The 16499-nt window shown below is 39.7% G+C and carries 12 protein-coding genes, 1 tRNA gene and 1 pseudogene; 8 read left to right on the plus strand and 6 right to left on the minus strand.

The features are described 5' to 3' along the window. The 7 genes and pseudogenes from D0T84_RS23280 to D0T84_RS09335 all read left to right on the plus strand — a co-directional run. Positions 1-97: pseudogene (locus D0T84_RS23280) on the plus strand (hypothetical protein); the annotation flags it as partial. A gap of 498 nt (positions 98-595) precedes the next feature. After that, the gene (locus tag D0T84_RS09310; protein WP_163307609.1) at positions 596-1504 is read left to right on the plus strand and encodes an ABC transporter ATP-binding protein; all 909 of its coding nucleotides are present in this window, start codon (positions 596-598) and stop codon (positions 1502-1504) included. Beyond that, on the plus strand, positions 1504-2823 hold the full coding sequence (locus tag D0T84_RS09315) for an ABC transporter permease (protein ID WP_163307610.1): 1320 nt from the start codon (positions 1504-1506) through the stop codon (positions 2821-2823). The genes D0T84_RS09310 and D0T84_RS09315 overlap by 1 nt, the downstream gene beginning before the upstream one ends. Positions 2824-3083: 260 nt before the next feature. After that, entirely contained in the window at positions 3084-3728 is a 645-nt protein-coding gene (locus D0T84_RS09320) for a hypothetical protein (protein WP_163307611.1), read from the plus strand. A 580-nt stretch (positions 3729-4308) separates the two neighbouring features. After that, positions 4309-5307, plus strand: a complete 999-nt coding sequence (locus tag D0T84_RS09325) for an acyltransferase family protein (protein ID WP_163307612.1) — start codon at positions 4309-4311, stop codon at positions 5305-5307. Between the two features lie 672 nt (positions 5308-5979). Continuing rightward, complete coding sequence (locus tag D0T84_RS09330; protein WP_163307613.1) at positions 5980-7299, plus strand: YihY/virulence factor BrkB family protein; 1320 nt, start codon at positions 5980-5982, stop codon at positions 7297-7299. A 26-nt stretch (positions 7300-7325) separates the two neighbouring features. Further along, positions 7326-8699, plus strand: a complete 1374-nt coding sequence (locus tag D0T84_RS09335; protein WP_163307614.1) for an MATE family efflux transporter — start codon at positions 7326-7328, stop codon at positions 8697-8699. 85 nt (positions 8700-8784) lie between these two features. Here D0T84_RS09335 and queF read toward each other — a convergent pair whose 3' ends face one another. Beyond that, on the minus strand, positions 8785-9252 hold the full coding sequence (gene queF, locus D0T84_RS09340) for a preQ(1) synthase (RefSeq protein WP_163307615.1): 468 nt from the start codon (positions 9250-9252) through the stop codon (positions 8785-8787). A gap of 1 nt (position 9253) precedes the next feature. Continuing rightward, positions 9254-9910, minus strand: a complete 657-nt coding sequence (gene queC, locus D0T84_RS09345) for a 7-cyano-7-deazaguanine synthase QueC (protein ID WP_163307616.1) — start codon at positions 9908-9910, stop codon at positions 9254-9256. A gap of 146 nt (positions 9911-10056) precedes the next feature. On the opposite strand from queC, the gene D0T84_RS09350 reads away from it, so the two are divergent. Then, positions 10057-10132 (plus strand) — tRNA-Lys (locus D0T84_RS09350). 132 nt (positions 10133-10264) lie between these two features. Here D0T84_RS09350 and D0T84_RS09355 read toward each other — a convergent pair. The 4 genes from D0T84_RS09355 to D0T84_RS09370 all read right to left on the minus strand — a co-directional run bounded on the left by D0T84_RS09355 (position 10265) and on the right by D0T84_RS09370 (position 16303). After that, on the minus strand, positions 10265-11626 hold the full coding sequence (locus tag D0T84_RS09355; protein WP_163307617.1) for a glycoside hydrolase family 43 protein: 1362 nt from the start codon (positions 11624-11626) through the stop codon (positions 10265-10267). 374 nt (positions 11627-12000) lie between these two features. Further along, entirely contained in the window at positions 12001-13128 is a 1128-nt protein-coding gene (locus tag D0T84_RS09360) for an endo-1,4-beta-xylanase (protein ID WP_163307618.1), read from the minus strand. Positions 13129-13206: 78 nt separating this feature from the next. Then, positions 13207-15150 carry a glycoside hydrolase 43 family protein gene (locus tag D0T84_RS09365; protein ID WP_163307619.1) on the minus strand — a complete coding sequence of 648 codons (1944 nt, stop codon included), beginning with the start codon at positions 15148-15150 and terminating at the stop codon, positions 13207-13209. 10 nt (positions 15151-15160) lie between these two features. Next, positions 15161-16303 carry an alpha/beta hydrolase-fold protein gene (locus tag D0T84_RS09370; protein WP_163307620.1) on the minus strand — a complete coding sequence of 381 codons (1143 nt, stop codon included), beginning with the start codon at positions 16301-16303 and terminating at the stop codon, positions 15161-15163. Positions 16304-16499 lie beyond the last annotated feature (196 nt).

The following is a 16499-nucleotide window of genomic DNA, read 5'->3' on the forward strand; positions in this document are numbered from 1 at the left end:
AAAAAGCGGAGGAAGTTTAGACGCAGGGCAGCAATAGAACCGGTTAACGCACATCTCAAATCAGACTTCAGAATGCATGAAAATTATCTCTGTGGAGAGAGGTATGTCCAAATCAATGCTCTTCTAAGTGCCACAGCCTGGAATCTCAAGAAATGGATGAAGAATCTCATTTCTTGGCTATATAATAAATGCTGCCAACCAAATGCAAATAGTTTTCTACTGATGAAAATGCTAGCGAAATGAAAAATATTTGGAAACTTTTATATTCGTAAGGAGAGACTAAGTAATTGTTTAAATTTTATTCGTTCAAATTTTTAGAGATGTTTTAGAGATGCTTTTTTTCTTCCTCGAAACGATAATAGCGGGCTATTTACATACGCTTCGCTCCTGTGACCGCTGGTTGAGTTGAGAGAAAGGAAAAAACAGCCGAAAACAGACTAAAAATGAACGAAGAAAAAGGTATAATAAAATATTCGTATAAAATTTAAACAGTTACTAAAAATCTGATTAGCTTTGTTTCCTTGATTTTGAAAACAAATGTGACTTTTTCAATTTTATTACGACTAATAAGGAAAGAAATAATTAGCAATAAAATATGTATTATCTCGAAGCACAGAATGTAGTAAAGCAATATGGAGACCACAGGGCGCTTGATGGCGTGAGCATACAGGTTCCCCGCGGTTGTATTTACGGATTGCTGGGCCCTAATGGCGCCGGCAAGTCTTCCCTTATCCGTATTGTAAACAGGATTACGGCTCCCGATGAAGGCAAGGTCTTTATCAATGGGAAAGAATCAACATCCGAAGATGTATTTAATATAGGCTACCTTCCCGAAGAAAGGGGCCTTTATAAAAAAATGAAGGTTGGAGAGCATATTATCTTTTTGGCTCAGTTGAGAGGACTGTCTAAAGAAGATGCCCGGCAAAAAACTCAGTATTGGCTCAGAAAGTTCGATATACTTTCGTGGGAAGACAAGAAAGTGGAAGAACTATCGAAAGGTATGCAACAGAAGATACAGTTTATCGCTACTGTGATACACGAACCCGATTTATATATTCTCGACGAGCCTTTCAGTGGATTTGACCCGGTAAATGCCGAATTGTTAAAAAATGAATTGCTGGAACTAAAGGCAAAAGGTAAGACTATTATTCTTTCTACACACAATATGGAGTCTGTGGAAGAATTGTGTGACGAAATTTCCCTGATAAACAAATCGAAGGTTGTACTGAATGGTAATGTGAAGGAGATCAGGGCAAGATACAGGAAGTATATCTTTAAACTTCAGGTGGTGGGAGAGGCTTTCGAAATGGAATCGCCTCATTTCTCGGTATTGTCGCAGTCTACGGCAAATAATGTGACGGAAGTTCGTATCCAGCGTAATGATGAGGCTTCTAATTCGGAACTGATACAGGAAATAGCCAGACTGTATGAGGTGCTGACCTTTGAAGAAGAACTGCCTTCTATGAATGATATCTTTATACAAATCGTATCCGGGAAAAAATAATGAAAGCATTAGGATTAATTATACAGAGGGAGTTTATCTCCAGAGTAAAGACAAAAACTTTTATTCTGACAACATTGCTTACGCCATTTTTATTTTTGGCGGTGTCTACTATACCGGCACTCCTGATGATGCTGAGTAGCAATGATGACATAAGCAAGGTATATGTGATTGACCGGACTGATTCTTATTTTGGTTTGTTTCAGTCTACTGACAAATATGAGTTTGTAAAGCTGTCGGATAATGACAGCAAACCTAACGAAAAGACTACAGCTATACTGGAAATCTCAGGAGACCTGAATACCAATCCGGCTGCGGCTACATTTTATTCGGAGAAGCAACAACCACCAAGGGAACTTACCTCTTATATCAACAATGTGTTGACCGAAGCGGTAAGGGACAGGAAGATTGACGATTTTACCAAAAGAAGTAATATAGAGCCTCATGTTGTCACAGACTTGCAGCAGATACTCAAATCGAAGGACAGGATCAATGTGTCTACAATCCGTATGGATGAAACAGGGAAAGAAACAGAAACACTGGGGCAGGCTGCATCTATAGCCGGCATGGCATTGACTTTCTGTATGTTCTTCTTTATCATGATGTATGGGCAGATGGTGGTTCAGAGCGTGGTAGAAGAAAAGACGAACCGTATCATTGAAGTTATCATATCGTCGGTGAGGCCGTTCGACCTTATGATGGGTAAGATCGTAGGTGTTGGTTTGGTAGGTCTGCTCCAATTGCTTATCTGGCTGATAATCGGAGGAGGTGCTATCGTTGCCTTACAGATACTCTTTGGGGCAGGTATGGATGCGACAGCTACATTAGAGGCTCAACAGGCGATGGCCATAATGCAGGATAATCCTGAAATGTTGTCGGCTATCAACGGATTATTGATGGTCAATTGGTTACAGGTTGGTATTTGTCTTATTCTTTATTTTGTGGGAGGTTACCTGCTATTCTCTTCGCTGTATGCTATGTTTGGTTCAGCAGCTAACGATTCGCAGGAAGCCCAGCAACTGATGATGCCATTAACTATCGTTCTGCTTTTGGCTTTTTATACCGGATTTGCCGCGTCACAGAATCCTGAGGGCAATATGGCGTTCTGGTGTTCGCTTATTCCATTTACGTCCCCGGTGGTAATGATGGTGCGGGCTCCGTTCGAAATACCGATCTGGGAACTGGCCTTATCAGTCGTTCTGCTTTACGTTACTGCGGTGCTGATGGTTAAACTGGCAGCAAAGATTTACAGGGTAGGTATATTGATGTATGGAAAGAAAGTGACCTTTGCCGAAATGTTCAAATGGTTGAAATATAAGTAACTGTTGTAAGTAAAATAGAAGAAATCCTGTCAATTTCTATTGGCAGGATTGTTTGTTTTTATTATTATTACTAAATTTGGCCTTGATAAAGAAAGGTTTATCAAAATAAAAAGGACAACATCTTATTTCAAACTTATACAAACACAAAACTTAAAGAGTATACAACAATGAAGGTAAAAGTATTAATATGTTTATTCTTAGCGGTTTATTTAAACGTTTTTTCTCAACAGATCTCAAAAATTGAGGTTTTATCTGTTCCAATGGATTTAGAGACGTCACATAGTGTAGATTGTATGAGTTTCGACTTTACATTTCATAATATACTAAATAAGGAGACTATAACAAATCCTGCAGAGGTAGCCAGAATAGTGACCGTTCTGAACAATCTGCCTGTTGCAAATAATAATGTGTATCCGTCTCCCGATACCCGTCTTAAAATGAGGATGTATTCCAGGGACAATACCATATCCGAGATTTGTATCGGTAAATTTACCATTTTGATAAATGCTGGCGTTTTTCTTTATTCGGATGAAATGTTAAGCTTGCTGGATGAACTGTATATTCCTAAAAAACAAAGGCAGGGACAATCAGCCACACAGAATACTGTCATAGAATTTAATACAGTCAGGCAATATAAAGGTTTTCTGGGTGCTGCCATGGGCACTATATCCTTTGATAATGGCAATAACTTCTTTTACGATATAAATGGTTCTACCATCAAGGAAAAGATGTTGGGCACGTACCAGATGGATAATGATACTATCAATTGTACTGTGCGTAAAGCTTATCACAACCTATTCAGAGAAGGAGATAAGCTTCAGTTTATGATTAAGGCCGATACCCTGTTTCAGTTTAATAGTGAGAAACAACCGGACAGAAGCCGCCCGCTAACCAGAATAAGGTAAATATTCAGGGTTGAGCACCCTCCCCCACTCGTCATAAGAGGCAGGTGGAATAGTGAAACGATAAAGAACAGTAGCTTTGGCGCGGCTATTGCCATATATACAATCATAAATTCGCCCCGGTATGCTCTTCCTATATCGGAGAACAGAAAAATATAGATTCCTGCCATTAAGAGAAGTGTAGGGATGAACCATAAGGCTTTTAAAACTACCTTCCCTGTAAATTTGCGGATGAAGATACAGTAGATGTATATATCTGATTGGGGGATTATCTGGAGCAGATTTTCGTTTTTGAAGAAGATTTGACAGATAATTTGCTTTTTATTCTAGAAAGGTAATTTATCTGTCATATTTTATTATATTTGCATATCAATAATATTTTATCTTATTATTTGTAAACACTTCAAAGACAACTAATTTTGAGCGATTAGCAAATGAGGATACATTTTTCCTTCTCACCAGAGGTGACTAAACAAGAATTTATTATATAGACAACAATTATTTGGACGTAGATTACTGCCAACAGAAGATTATTTATCCTAACACAATACGTCAAAGACAACCCATTTAAACATCCACTGGCATGCATGAAAGAAATATTGCTCTTGATTATTTTAAGTTTTTTCTGGCTGTACTTGTCATAACAATACATTTGTACCCAGAGCCTGTGTCAATTGAATGGCTTATTGGTGATGGAATTGCACGAATAGCCGTACCTTGCTTTTTCATAATAAATGGTTATTATTTAGCATTGATTATAGAGAATAAGGAAAAGTTTTTTGGGTATTTAAAAAAACTAATAATCCTATACATTGTATGGATGCTTATATATTCAGGTTTTTACTATGATGATTTATTTATATGCTCCAGAAGAGGTATTATTGGCTCAGTCTTGCTTATTTTTACCGGCTATTGGCATTTATGGTATATCAGTGCTCTCATTGGTGCTTCGGTATTATTATATCTTGTCAAAGGATACAATAAGTATCTGCTACTGGGTATCTCTCTAATTCTTTTTGTATTCGGTAGTTTTATTTATTCATTACCTTTGATTGACTTGTCAGTCTTTGATGGTTATTCCCTTTTTATCGTAAAATACTTATATGTATTCAGAGTGTACCTGATAAGGAATTTTCTCTTTATGGGCTTCCCTTTCGTTTATATTGGTTGGTTTTTGTATTATAACAAACTGAAGATTGGTAAGCTGTTAAATATTCTATTAGTCACTTTATTCCTGTTATTATTACTCTTTGAGTCATATACTCTCAATGGATTTAAATTGGGACCTTTTAATGAATTCAGTATAGGTCAACTTTTCCCTTTTTTGATGGATTATAGACTTTCTCTATTTTTTATTTGCCCGTTACTCATGGTCTATTTTATAAATAACCCGGTATTAAGAAATGATGATGGTCTTATTTCCAAACTGGCATCAGCAGTCTTTTTTTTACATCCATTGATCATAAGCATTTTAGATGATAGATTAAATACATATAAGTCTTTGTTTCTAGTGCTATTCTTATCCATGATCTTTGGTGTGGTTCTTATTCAGCTTAATAAGAGAATAAAAATATTTCTATAGCCTATTTAAATTTTTAAAAGACTTTATTGCCCTCTTCGCCCTGCCTTTCAGGCAGCGTCCGTTTTTTGGTTCCACAGGCAATGCTTCGCTCGCCTGCGATTATGTAGATATGGCTTTTCAAGCCATCCTTTCCATGCGCTTCGCCTCTGTAATTGATGATTCGATATAGTATAAATAATTTGTGTTCTGGACTTAAGTTATAACCAAGTATATTCTTAAAGACAATTATTAACGCTAATTGAGGGTTGGAAATACAGCAGTTTATTGTCCCGAGGGGACTGAACATCTAATAAACACAGGTAAAACCCGTGGTTATCCATATTAGCCCACTTTGTGGATTTAGAGCCCTGACCGGAAAACAGAAAGTTAATTTATAACACTTTGCTTCAACCTTTGATTCACATTATTAATAAAACTCCGTCGAACACCCATTATCCTGTGGTAAAAATAAAAAGTCGATACGACTTCATTTCCCCCTTTTAACGATACTGTTTTTTCGGCCTTTTTTTGTACTTATATATCTGGACAGTGAACTTGTTTCAGCATTTTACTGTTATTTTTTTATCTGATTGGCGGCTAATTCCTGTGTGAAGGAAAAAGATTATATCTTTCAAATGTATTTACTAATAAAGAACAAACTATCTTTGCAGATATTTTGGATAAAATATTCGTATGATTGAAAAAATAAAAAGGTTTGTAAAAAAAGTTATACGTTTCCTCTCTTACGACATCTGGAGAATAAACAGGAAAGATCGTTCGTCGAGAAGGATGGGACTTTATAATATAATAAAATCATTTATTCTTGCTATCAGGAATATAGATGGGGAGCAACTTTTTACCCGGGCGTCGGCTCTTACTTATAGTACATTACTGTCTATTGTCCCTCTGCTTGCTGTGTTATTCGCCATAGCCCGTGGATTCGGTTTTCAGAATATTGTCAAAACACAGCTTTTCAGTTATTTCGCAGGACAGGAAGATCTTCTGAATAAGGCTACTGCTTTTATAGATAAATCCATAGAATATGCTCAGGGTGGTATTTTTCTCGGTATTGGCGTCGTCCTGTTATTATATACTGTTATCAACCTGCTTTCTAACATTGAAGACAACTTTAACCGGATTTGGCAGATAAAACGGGGACGCACATATTTCCGTATGTTTACCGATTACCTTGCATTAATTATTATTGCCCCTATCTTTCTGATTTGTAATGCCGGAGTTAATATATTGCTGAGTACAACAGCCGAAGAACAATATATTCTGGGGTTGGTTCTGGGCCCTTTTATGAAGGTGGTACCTTTCCTTATCACAATATTGCTTTTTACTATCCTCTACATTTACATTCCTAATACGAAAGTAAGATTTACCAGTGCTTTATTAGGTGGAGTATTTACAGGTATCTGTTTTCAGGTGTTCCAGATGTTATACATCAGCGGGCAGATTTGGATATCCAAGTATAACGCCATATATGGTAGCTTTGCGGCTTTACCGCTACTTCTATTATGGCTGCAACTAACGTGGTTCTTTATTTTGTTTGGGGTACAGCTGTCTTTTGCTTACCAGAATGTTAATAAGTTTAGTTTTGAACATGAGACATCGAACATAAGCCGCCGGTATAAGGATTTTATCACCTTGCTGATAATGACGCTTATAATAAAGCGTTTTGAGAAAGGGCATACACCATACACTGCCGATGAATTGTCGGAGCATTATAAAATACCTACAAAACTGACCGGAGATACGCTTTTCTATTTACAGGAGATCGGCATGATCGTAGAAACACCTTCGGAGGATACCCTTGTGCCGGCATATATTCCGGCTCTGGATATTAATCATATTACAGTCAGTTATTTATTTGAGAAAATAGATAAACATGGCTCTGAGGATTTTGTGATTGATACCGATATCCAGTTTCAGAAGGAGTGGGATACTATCCTTGAGATAAAAGACCTCTCAGACAGCCAAAATGGAGACGTACTACTCAAAAATTTGTAATTCATGTATCTGAAAGCTTCATCTGAATGAAATCCGGCATCCATAACCTCACGGAAGGGAAAATATTTTCGACCCTGATACGTCTGGCCTTACCTTTGATGGGAACCAGCTTTTTGCAAATGGCATATACACTGATGGCTATGTCGTGGGTGGGTAGGTTAGGTACAGTATCCCATCCTGAGATAGCTACTAAGTCGGAGGCCGCTATTGGCGCTATAGGTATGTTGCTGTGGCTGACATCGTCTGTGGCTTATTTGGCTATGATTGGCTCGGAAGTGGCTGTCGGGCAATCGATAGGGGCAAAGAAAATGAAAAGGGCTGCTATCTATGCTTCTCATTCTACGACCACAGCTATTGTAATAAGTGTTTTGTGGGTCTCCACTCTGTTTATTTTTGCTAATCCTATTTTGTCTTTCTTCAAGTTGGAGGCGGATATAACGGCTGATGCCGTACTTTATTTGCGGATACTCACTATTAGCCTGCCATTTCAGTTTTTGTCGTACAATTTCACGGGAATTTATAATGGAGCCGGACGTAGCATTGTACCTTTCAGGAATAATGCTGCCGGATTGGTGCTCAATATGATACTCGATCCCATCCTGATGTTCGTTATGGGTATGGGGTTGCACGGAGCCGCCGTAGGCACGGTGGTTGCGCAGTTGTTTGTTTTTTCACTGTTCTTTTATCAAATCAAATTCGGAAGCCGTATATTAGGTAACTTTTCATTTTTTATCAAACCTAAGCTTATCTACCTTAAACGTATATTTTTCTTAGGCACACCGGTTTCGGTTATGAATTCGTTATATGCTATCATCAACATGAATCTGGCGCGTGTAGCATCTATTTACGGCGGACATCTGGGTATGATGGCGCAAACGACCGGAGGACAGATAGAGGCGGTCACATGGAATACATCACAGGGCTTCTCTACGGCGCTGAGTGCTTTTGTTGCCCAGAACTACGCGGCCAATAAGCTGGAAAGGGGGAAGAAGGCATATATTTATACCATACGGGTAATGCTGACGCTGGGAATCTTTGTAAGCATAGCATTTATCCTTTTTGGCTCCCAGATATTCGGTGTTATTATTCCCGAAGAAAATGCGATGAGAGCCGGGGCGGAATATCTTTTTGTTATGGGGCTGGTGCAAATCTTTATGATGTTTGAACTAACCACACAAGGTATGTTCAACGGGATAGGGCGCACGATCGAACCTGCAGTGATAAGTATTACCTTCAATGCTTTACGCATACCTCTTGCCTATTATCTGGCTTCGCAGATGGGGATCACAGGGGTGTGGTGGGCAATAGCCATATCAACCATCTGTAAAGGAACGGTTCTGCCTGTCTGGTTTGCAATCGTTTACAGGCGTGTGCAAAAAAGAAAGCCTAAGATAGGATAAGTCTAAGAACCTGCCAGGAGTTTTTTCAATAATTTATTTACGAAAAAACTCCTAACAGTCACACTAAGTATTTGAAAATTGGACTTTACTTATATATCTGTTGCGGGCAATGATTTAAGAGCCGTTCTTTGGCTGCCATTTCGTATTTAGTGCCGGGACGGCCATAGTTACAGAACGGATAGATGCTGATACCTCCACGAGGGGTGAATAACCCTACTACTTCGATATATTTGGGGTTCATCAGCCCGACGAGGTCCTTCATAATGATATTTACGCAATCCTCATGAAAGGCTCCATGATTGCGGAAGCTAAACAAATATAATTTCAGGCTTTTACTTTCCACCATTTTTACGTCTGGGACATAATTGATATGGATTGTTGCAAAATCCGGCTGCCCTGTGATCGGGCACAGGCTTGTAAATTCGGGACAATTAAATGTTACCCAGTAGTCATTTCCCTGATGTTTGTTTTCAAAAGCTTCCAGTACTTCGGGTGCATAATCATCTTTGTACTCTGTTTTGCCACCCAAGTGGCTGATTCCTTCTAGTTCCATTTTATTTTCTTATCTTTAAATAACTATCTAAACCTTGTTTACGTAATTTACAAGCAGGACAATGACCGCAGCCATCGGCGATAATTCCATTGTAACAGGTCAGTGTCTGAGCACGTACAATATCAAAAACGCCGAGTTCGTCAGCCAATTGCCACACAGCGGTCTTATCCCGCCACATCAATGGTGTATGAATCTGGAAATGCTCATCCATTGCCAGATTGATTGATGCGTTAGCCGAAAGGATAAACGTATCCCTGCAATCGGGGTATCCACTGTAATCGGCTTCGGAAACGCCCGTGACAATATGACGTATCCCATGCGAACGGGCAATAACTGCGGCAAATGTTAAAAACAGCAGGTTTCGTCCCGGCACAAAAGTATTCGGGTAGGAGCCGGCTGGTTTTTCCTGATCCATTGTAATATCGCTTGTCAAAGAATTTACAGACAATTTACTGATGATAGATGCATCAAGTAGTTGAAATGGTACTCCTGCCTGTTCAGCAATTGCCTTTGCCACTTCTACCTCTTTAGAATGGCGTTGACCGTAAGTAAAGCATAGGGTGTGAACGGAAGAAAAGTTCTTGAGTGCCCAATAAAGGCATGTAGTGGAGTCTTGTCCTCCAGAGAACAAGACTAGTGCTGATTCTTTATTATTCATTGTATAACTCTGTTTTTTACGTGGTTAATCCTAAGATACACGGAAAAGGAATCCCTTTACGATTACAAAAGTAACGATTTTTAAAGTTTCTTGCCGAAAATATTTTCTAAAAAAGAATAATTATTATACTTTTGCACTACCAAAATGACTCCGTAGCTCAGTTGGTAGAGCAAATGACTCTTAATCATTGGGTCGAGAGTTCGAGCCTCTCCGGGGTCACCAAATGGACAAGAGTTTTAAGTCAACTCGAAGCCATCAAATAACAAAAACCTCTCACAACTAACGTTTTGAGAGGTTTTTTCTTTGTTATTCCTATAAAAGTTTCACCTTTATAAAGGGTCAAGAATATCTCTATCATTTAGCGAATCTCCAATAGTCGAAAAATAGAATATCAGTCTGTGCTTTACCTTGAAATACGAAATAAAGGTCATGGATACCTGTGACTTTCTCTATTTCCGTCGTTACCAGTGCCCATCGGTCGTTTCCGCCCGTTCGCGGTACATTAATTGTCGCAATTGTCTTTCCATCAGTTCCGTCTAATCGCACGTCTAATGTTACATCGCTGTTGTGGGTAGTCCCAATCCGTGCTATAAACCGGGTCGCACCTGATTCGCGAAAGTCGACACTTCTGACCATTGTGTACGCTCCGTTCTTTTTTGCTTCTATGAATACGCCAACCTGATTGTTCTGGTAAGAATTAACACCTTCTGACCACGCGATGGTTTCGGCTTCAGTTTTTACATAAGGATTGATATTGGATAAGGGCTGTGTAATTCCTTTAGTCATATTCACTTGAGGAATTGTGCCATCTGTATTGAATTTCATTTCCTGAACACAGACAGAGCGGGTAAATCCACTGCCACCGGGTAAACCTGCATTGTGATAGAAAAGATAGGTTTTCCCCCTGAAATCTATAACCCCGGGATGGTTGGTAAAGCTACCTCCTTCGGTTGGCATTAGCGTACCGCTATATTTCCACGAGCCTGTAGGGTTGGTACTTGTGGAATAGCCCAAATGTTCAGGTATCGGCCCTCCTGCCCAAAACAAGTAATACAATTCATTTCTCTTATAGAGCCATGGTGCCTCTTCATATAGAGTTGCTCTCTGTGCGTCACCCTCTCGTTTCCCGAATGTCTCCTCTGTCATGGGTACCTTTACTACCTCTCCTTCAAAAGAAATCATATCTTCATTCAGTTTAACGTAATAACAATTAGGATTGCCCCAATAGAGGTATGCCTGTCCGTCATCATCAACAAACACAGTAGGATCAATGTCTCCCCATTCGGTTTGAACCAAAGGTTTACCCAGAGGATCATAAAAAGGCCCGTAAGGACTATCAGCAACAGCTACGCCGACAGCACCCCTATTGTTTTCGCGTGATATAACAGGTACATACATATAGAACTTTCCATCTCGCTCGATGCATTGCGCCGCCCATGCATCTGATTTGGCCCATTCAAAATCAGTGTATTTTAGTACAACACCATGATCCGTCCAGTTTACCATGTCGCTGGTAGTGTACAGTTTCCAATCGTTCATGGTAAACCATGTCGAATTGGCTTCGTCATGGCTGGTGTAGAGGTACAACTTATCATTGTAAACCATTGGTGCAGGATCTGCAGTGTAAGCAGTCTGTATGATTGGATTCTGAGCTTTTGCTATAAAGGTGGCAGCTATGCCCAAAATCAATAAGGAAAGGATATTATTGTATTTCATCGTTCTATTTTTTAGTTACCCACAGGCGGTTACAAGTAATCAATAACGCGAATCAAGGGTTAAATGCGTCGTCAGCTACAAAAGGTGAATTGTTCTGTACATAGAGGGTGTCTCAAAAGTATTTTTTCATATCTTTTTGTCATGTTGAACGGAGTGAAACATCTCGTATCTGGTAGGTCGAGATTCTTCGTTGCACTCAGAATGACAAAGAGAGTAACAATTTGATAAAGATATTTTACTTTTGAGACACCTTCTTGACCGATGAAAGCTTCTGTCTACCATTCAGTCCCTAAAGAGACAAGTAATAGCACATTTAACCCTTGATTCGCATTAAATAATAGGTTCTCTATCGCGAACTGTTAACTGTTAATTGTTCACTGATTACTGTTCACAGATTCTATTATTTCTTTTACCACCGGCTTCGCTTTATATTGTCGGTCAAACAACAACGGATAATCGGTACGTCCTTTTACCGGGAAACCGTTCTTCCAAGAATCAATATCCGTTACCCCCCACATGGTAACACGGCTTACTTTTTCTTTATTATCCAAAAGGAGTTTAAAAAAGGCCGTCATGCGTTGTGTCCAGGCGGTAGATATGGAATCAGGCAGGCCATTCACATACGGGTTTATTTCCTTACGGTATGCCGTTGTATCAGTAATATTTGCACTTGTGCCCCATGGGGATGGCAACGCGCTCATGTCGAATTCGGTAATCATTACTTTTACTCCTGTAGAAGTATAGGCCTCAATAGCGGCTTTATATTCCTGCAAACCGGGATGATCCATTCCCATATGCCCCTGCATACCTACAGCATCTATACGGAGTCCTTTCTCCTTGAGCGTCTTTACCAGCTTCACGATAGCATCCCTTTTTCCGGTGTGCCATTCGTTATAGTCATTATAATATAATTCGGCATCTGGATCGGCTTCGTGTGCAAACTGAAATGCCAGCGGTATAAATTCTTCCCCGATAATCTGATAGAATTTACTGTTACGCCATTTGCCGTTGTCTTCTATGGCTTCATTTACCACATCCCAGCCTTTAATCCTGCCTTTGTACCTTGATACAACGGTGGTAATATGTTTCTTCATCCGTTCTATAAGGACTTCCCTCGATACGTCTTTACCTTTTTCATCTGTAAAGAACCAGCGGGGAGCCTGCGAATGCCAGATCAGGCAGTGTCCTGTTATGAACATATTGTTTTCCTCTCCGAATTCTACGAATTTATCGGCGTCATCGAAGAAGAATTCGCCTTCTTTGGGCTGCATAAACATGCTTTTCATACAGTTTTCGGCTACAATGGCATCGAACTGTTGCTTAATAATATTCACAGCCGAAGTGTCGCGCCCATGTATCTGGTTCAGGTTCATCGCAGTTCCTATCAGGAACTTGTCTTTGAGGGCTTCTTTCAAGGTTGGCTCTTTCGCCTGATCTGTTTTCGCCGTTGGGGTACACCCCAGAAGAATCAGACATAAAGCAGGAATGATTAATTTTTTCATACGTTGGTATATTTAGATTCAATTATTTTTCTTTTTTGATATCTTTCTTCGATTCCTATATTTACAGTATAAATCATACTAAGGTAATACGGATGAAAATCTTATTTTATCTAAAGCCACTATGCCTTTATTCCCATAATTCCAGACTCTGAACTCCAGCCTATCTACAGATTCTAATGGTGTATCCAGATCAACAATTACTGTTTGATAACCCGCCTTATCCGATATTTTCGTTTTCCCGATAATTTTGCCTTTATCATGGTTATAAATTTCAAGTGATGCTTCAGTAGAATTACATTCTACAGTCAGTTCTATGCGATTCAGGTTATTCTCTTTTATATTGAGACTGCTGAAAGCTATTAAGCCTCCATCCTGAAATACTACGTCCTGATTACGGTTTTCTTTATCGTTTGCCGAAAGTCTGGTTTGTGAAGCGTAATGGTGGTCAAAGTATTCAGCCTGCAATATTGTGCCATTGTTGCAGTCCCTCGAAAAAAGCGGAGTATGTTTGACCCTAAACCAGTCGACATCGATATATCCACCCATCTTTGCCGTTGCATAATTAAAAATACCATAGCGATTGCCACAAAAAATACTCAATTTGAATTGCATCTTAAACTTGTCCCCAATTGGTTGAAATGTTTTATTATCGAGGCTATAAGAGAAATCCACATTGTTAGACATTCCATTAACGTCTGCCCTCAGGTAAATGATGGATTCCTTAAAATCGATTCTACTTTTTACCTCTTCATTCACAGTCATCAGCAACTCATATCCTTTGTTTATCTTATTCACGGTAAGTGTGGCAAAAGGGTCTTGAAGTAGAACCAGCCCCGATTTATCTCCCACCTTCATTTTCGATACGTCCATTTTAAGGGTTCCCTCACTATGTGGCCCTATAATGCGCTGACATATCGTATTTCTCGCTTTTAGGAGCGAATCTGTCAATGTCGCAGTATAAAGTCTTAGCGAACCTTTGTTTTCGTTCAATGAATATTTTGATTTGTCCGGATTATGGTTGAATTGCCATTGGAGGGCTAATTGGGAATCGTTAAATTCATCCGTCGTGGGGAAATGAACAACCTCTGTACTTTTTATCGGCTTTTGCAGAGTCATATTGCCATCCATAGGGTTACCCAGAACAGGCCAGTTGTCTAGCCAATAGACGGGTATCAGGTAAGGGATACGCCCCAACCCGTCGTGATCCTGAAATATCATACACCAATAGCTGCCATCGGGTAAATCTATCAGGGCTCCCTGATGCAGTACTAATGGCGAATAATTTGCGGTATAATTCATAACGACCCGTTCTTCGAAAGGGCCTGCTAATGATTTTGACCTCAGACAAACCTGATTCCCCTGAGGGCCACCGTATGTACAATAGATATAGTAATAGTCTCCTATCTTATAACAACGGTTCCCTTCCAAACCTTGACGATGAGCTGTGTAAATCGGTTTAGCCGGTGTTTTTACGCTTAATCCATCTGAATGAAGTTCGGTAAGTTGAATCTCTGTATTTCCATGTACGACATAAACACGCCCGTCTGTGTCGATAAACATTCCGGGATCGTATAAGAATGCGTCCAGTTTATGTTTTGTCCATGCTCCTCTGGCTTCTGATGAAGTATAAATGTATGAGCCTTCGGTAAGGGTTGTGAATAATACATAAAACTGATTGTTGAAATAGCGTAGGCTTGTAGCCCACTGACCTTTAGCATAGCGGTTTCCTCCATCCAGATCGTAGAACGGATGCTCTTTAAATTCTTCTACAACATTGGATGCGATACTCCAGTTTACTAAATCGGGGGATTCCATAAGGGTTACTCCCGGAAAATAGTGCATACTGGTAGATATCATATAATACGTGTTTCCCACCCTGATAACGTCAGGATCTGGAAAATCGCCCCATATTACAGGATTGGTAAAGGTGCCATTGCCATTATCGCTCGACTGGGCAAAAACGGTTATGTTCAATAATGAAAAAAGCCAGACCGCAACAAATAACGTTATTGGAAGTTTCATATTCGTAATATTATTGTTTAAAGATGAGAGGCAGGAATTCGTTGAGGCATCTTCTCCAGGTCAGCCACTCATGATGAGTTCCTTCCGATTCATAAAACACATTTTCTATCCCGATTTCTTTCAACGAATCACTGACGGCTTTGCTGCCCATATTCTCTTCCGAACCCATTCCCAAAAAGAAAGTATGTACTCTCTTGTTGAACGTGGCTGCATCGGCAAAAACTCCGTTATAGGCTTCCTTTAGGTTTTCTTTCCGAATAAAAAACAAAGCGCCGCTGAATGCGCCTATATGAGCAAATTTGTCTAAGTTGTTCAATGTAGTATTAAATGTCTGGTGCCCACCCCACGATAGCCCGGCCATAGCCCGGTAATCCCTGTCGTTGATAGTCCTGAAATTCGTGTCTATATAAGGTATTATATCATTGAGAAGTATAGGGGTAAAAGACGCTCCGAATTCTTCCCTTGTTTCATCTTTTTTTGCCCCGTATATATACCCGCAATTACCATAATCCATTACTACTATCATAGGTACGCATTTTCCCTGGTTTATCTGATTGTCCATAATGAAGCTCATTTTTCCCTGACGGCTCCATCCTGTTTCATTTTCGCCCATCCCATGTTGCAGGTATAAGACCGGATATCGTTTTGTCGGATTCGTTTCATATTCGGCAGGAGTGTAAACAAAGCATCTGCGTTGTTTCTTCTCTATTTCGGAGTAATAATGGCACTCGCGCACCTGACCGTGAGGAATTTCTTTGTTGAAGGAATAATAGGCTGCATTTTCCTCCTTTTCGGGTATTTCTATTCCACTTGCCATCCTCCCGCATCCAAAGAATGTATCTACAGACGGGTCGGTTACCGAAACCCCGTCTACCAGAAGAAAGTAGTAATGGAAGCCTACAACAAGCGGTTCGGTCGTAACAGTCCAAGCACCATCAGCGTCTTTCGCCATCGGATACCTTCTTCCGCAAATATCCACTTGCAATTCTGTTACTTCGGGAGCAAATATTTTGAAGGTAGCACTTAAGTCTTCATTTACTTTTGGGTATTGAGCTTCGGGGATATTCGTTTCGGAAGGTAGCCCCACGAGGCTTTGTGAGATAAGGGAAAGGCTGATCCCTATCACAGATAACAGGCATATAAGTTTTTTCATGGTTCGGTTTTAGTTTTCAGATTAATACAATAAGAAACTGTTTAAATTTTATACGAATATTTTATTATACCTTTTTCTTCGTTCATTTTCAGTCTGTTTTCGGCTGTTTTTTCCTTTCTCTCAACTCAACCAGCGGTCACAGGAGCGAAGCGTATGTAAATAAAAATCTCTAAAAAATCTCTAAAAATTTGAACGA

The organism is Dysgonomonas sp. 521 (genome assembly GCF_010501055.1).
GTDB lineage: Bacteria > Bacteroidota > Bacteroidia > Bacteroidales > Dysgonomonadaceae > Dysgonomonas.

Excerpts from the sequence above, each read along its gene's own strand:
- D0T84_RS09360 (WP_163307618.1), bottom strand. The coding sequence starts at position 13,128 with ATGAAAAAATTAATCATTCCTGCTTTATGTCTGATTCTTCTGGGGTGT.
- queC (WP_163307616.1), bottom strand. The coding sequence starts at position 9,910 with ATGAATAATAAAGAATCAGCACTAGTCTTGTTCTCTGGAGGACAAGAC.
- D0T84_RS09365 (WP_163307619.1), bottom strand. The coding sequence starts at position 15,150 with ATGAAACTTCCAATAACGTTATTTGTTGCGGTCTGGCTTTTTTCATTA.
- D0T84_RS09310 (WP_163307609.1), top strand. The coding sequence starts at position 596 with ATGTATTATCTCGAAGCACAGAATGTAGTAAAGCAATATGGAGACCAC.
- queF (WP_163307615.1), bottom strand. The coding sequence starts at position 9,252 with ATGGAACTAGAAGGAATCAGCCACTTGGGTGGCAAAACAGAGTACAAA.
- D0T84_RS09320 (WP_163307611.1), top strand. The coding sequence starts at position 3,084 with ATGGATTTAGAGACGTCACATAGTGTAGATTGTATGAGTTTCGACTTT.
- D0T84_RS09370 (WP_163307620.1), bottom strand. The coding sequence starts at position 16,303 with ATGAAAAAACTTATATGCCTGTTATCTGTGATAGGGATCAGCCTTTCC.
- D0T84_RS09315 (WP_163307610.1), top strand. The coding sequence starts at position 1,504 with ATGAAAGCATTAGGATTAATTATACAGAGGGAGTTTATCTCCAGAGTA.
- D0T84_RS09330 (WP_163307613.1), top strand. The coding sequence starts at position 5,980 with ATGATTGAAAAAATAAAAAGGTTTGTAAAAAAAGTTATACGTTTCCTC.
- D0T84_RS09355 (WP_163307617.1), bottom strand. The coding sequence starts at position 11,626 with ATGAAATACAATAATATCCTTTCCTTATTGATTTTGGGCATAGCTGCC.
- D0T84_RS09335 (WP_163307614.1), top strand. The coding sequence starts at position 7,326 with ATGAAATCCGGCATCCATAACCTCACGGAAGGGAAAATATTTTCGACC.
- D0T84_RS09325 (WP_163307612.1), top strand. The coding sequence starts at position 4,309 with ATGCATGAAAGAAATATTGCTCTTGATTATTTTAAGTTTTTTCTGGCT.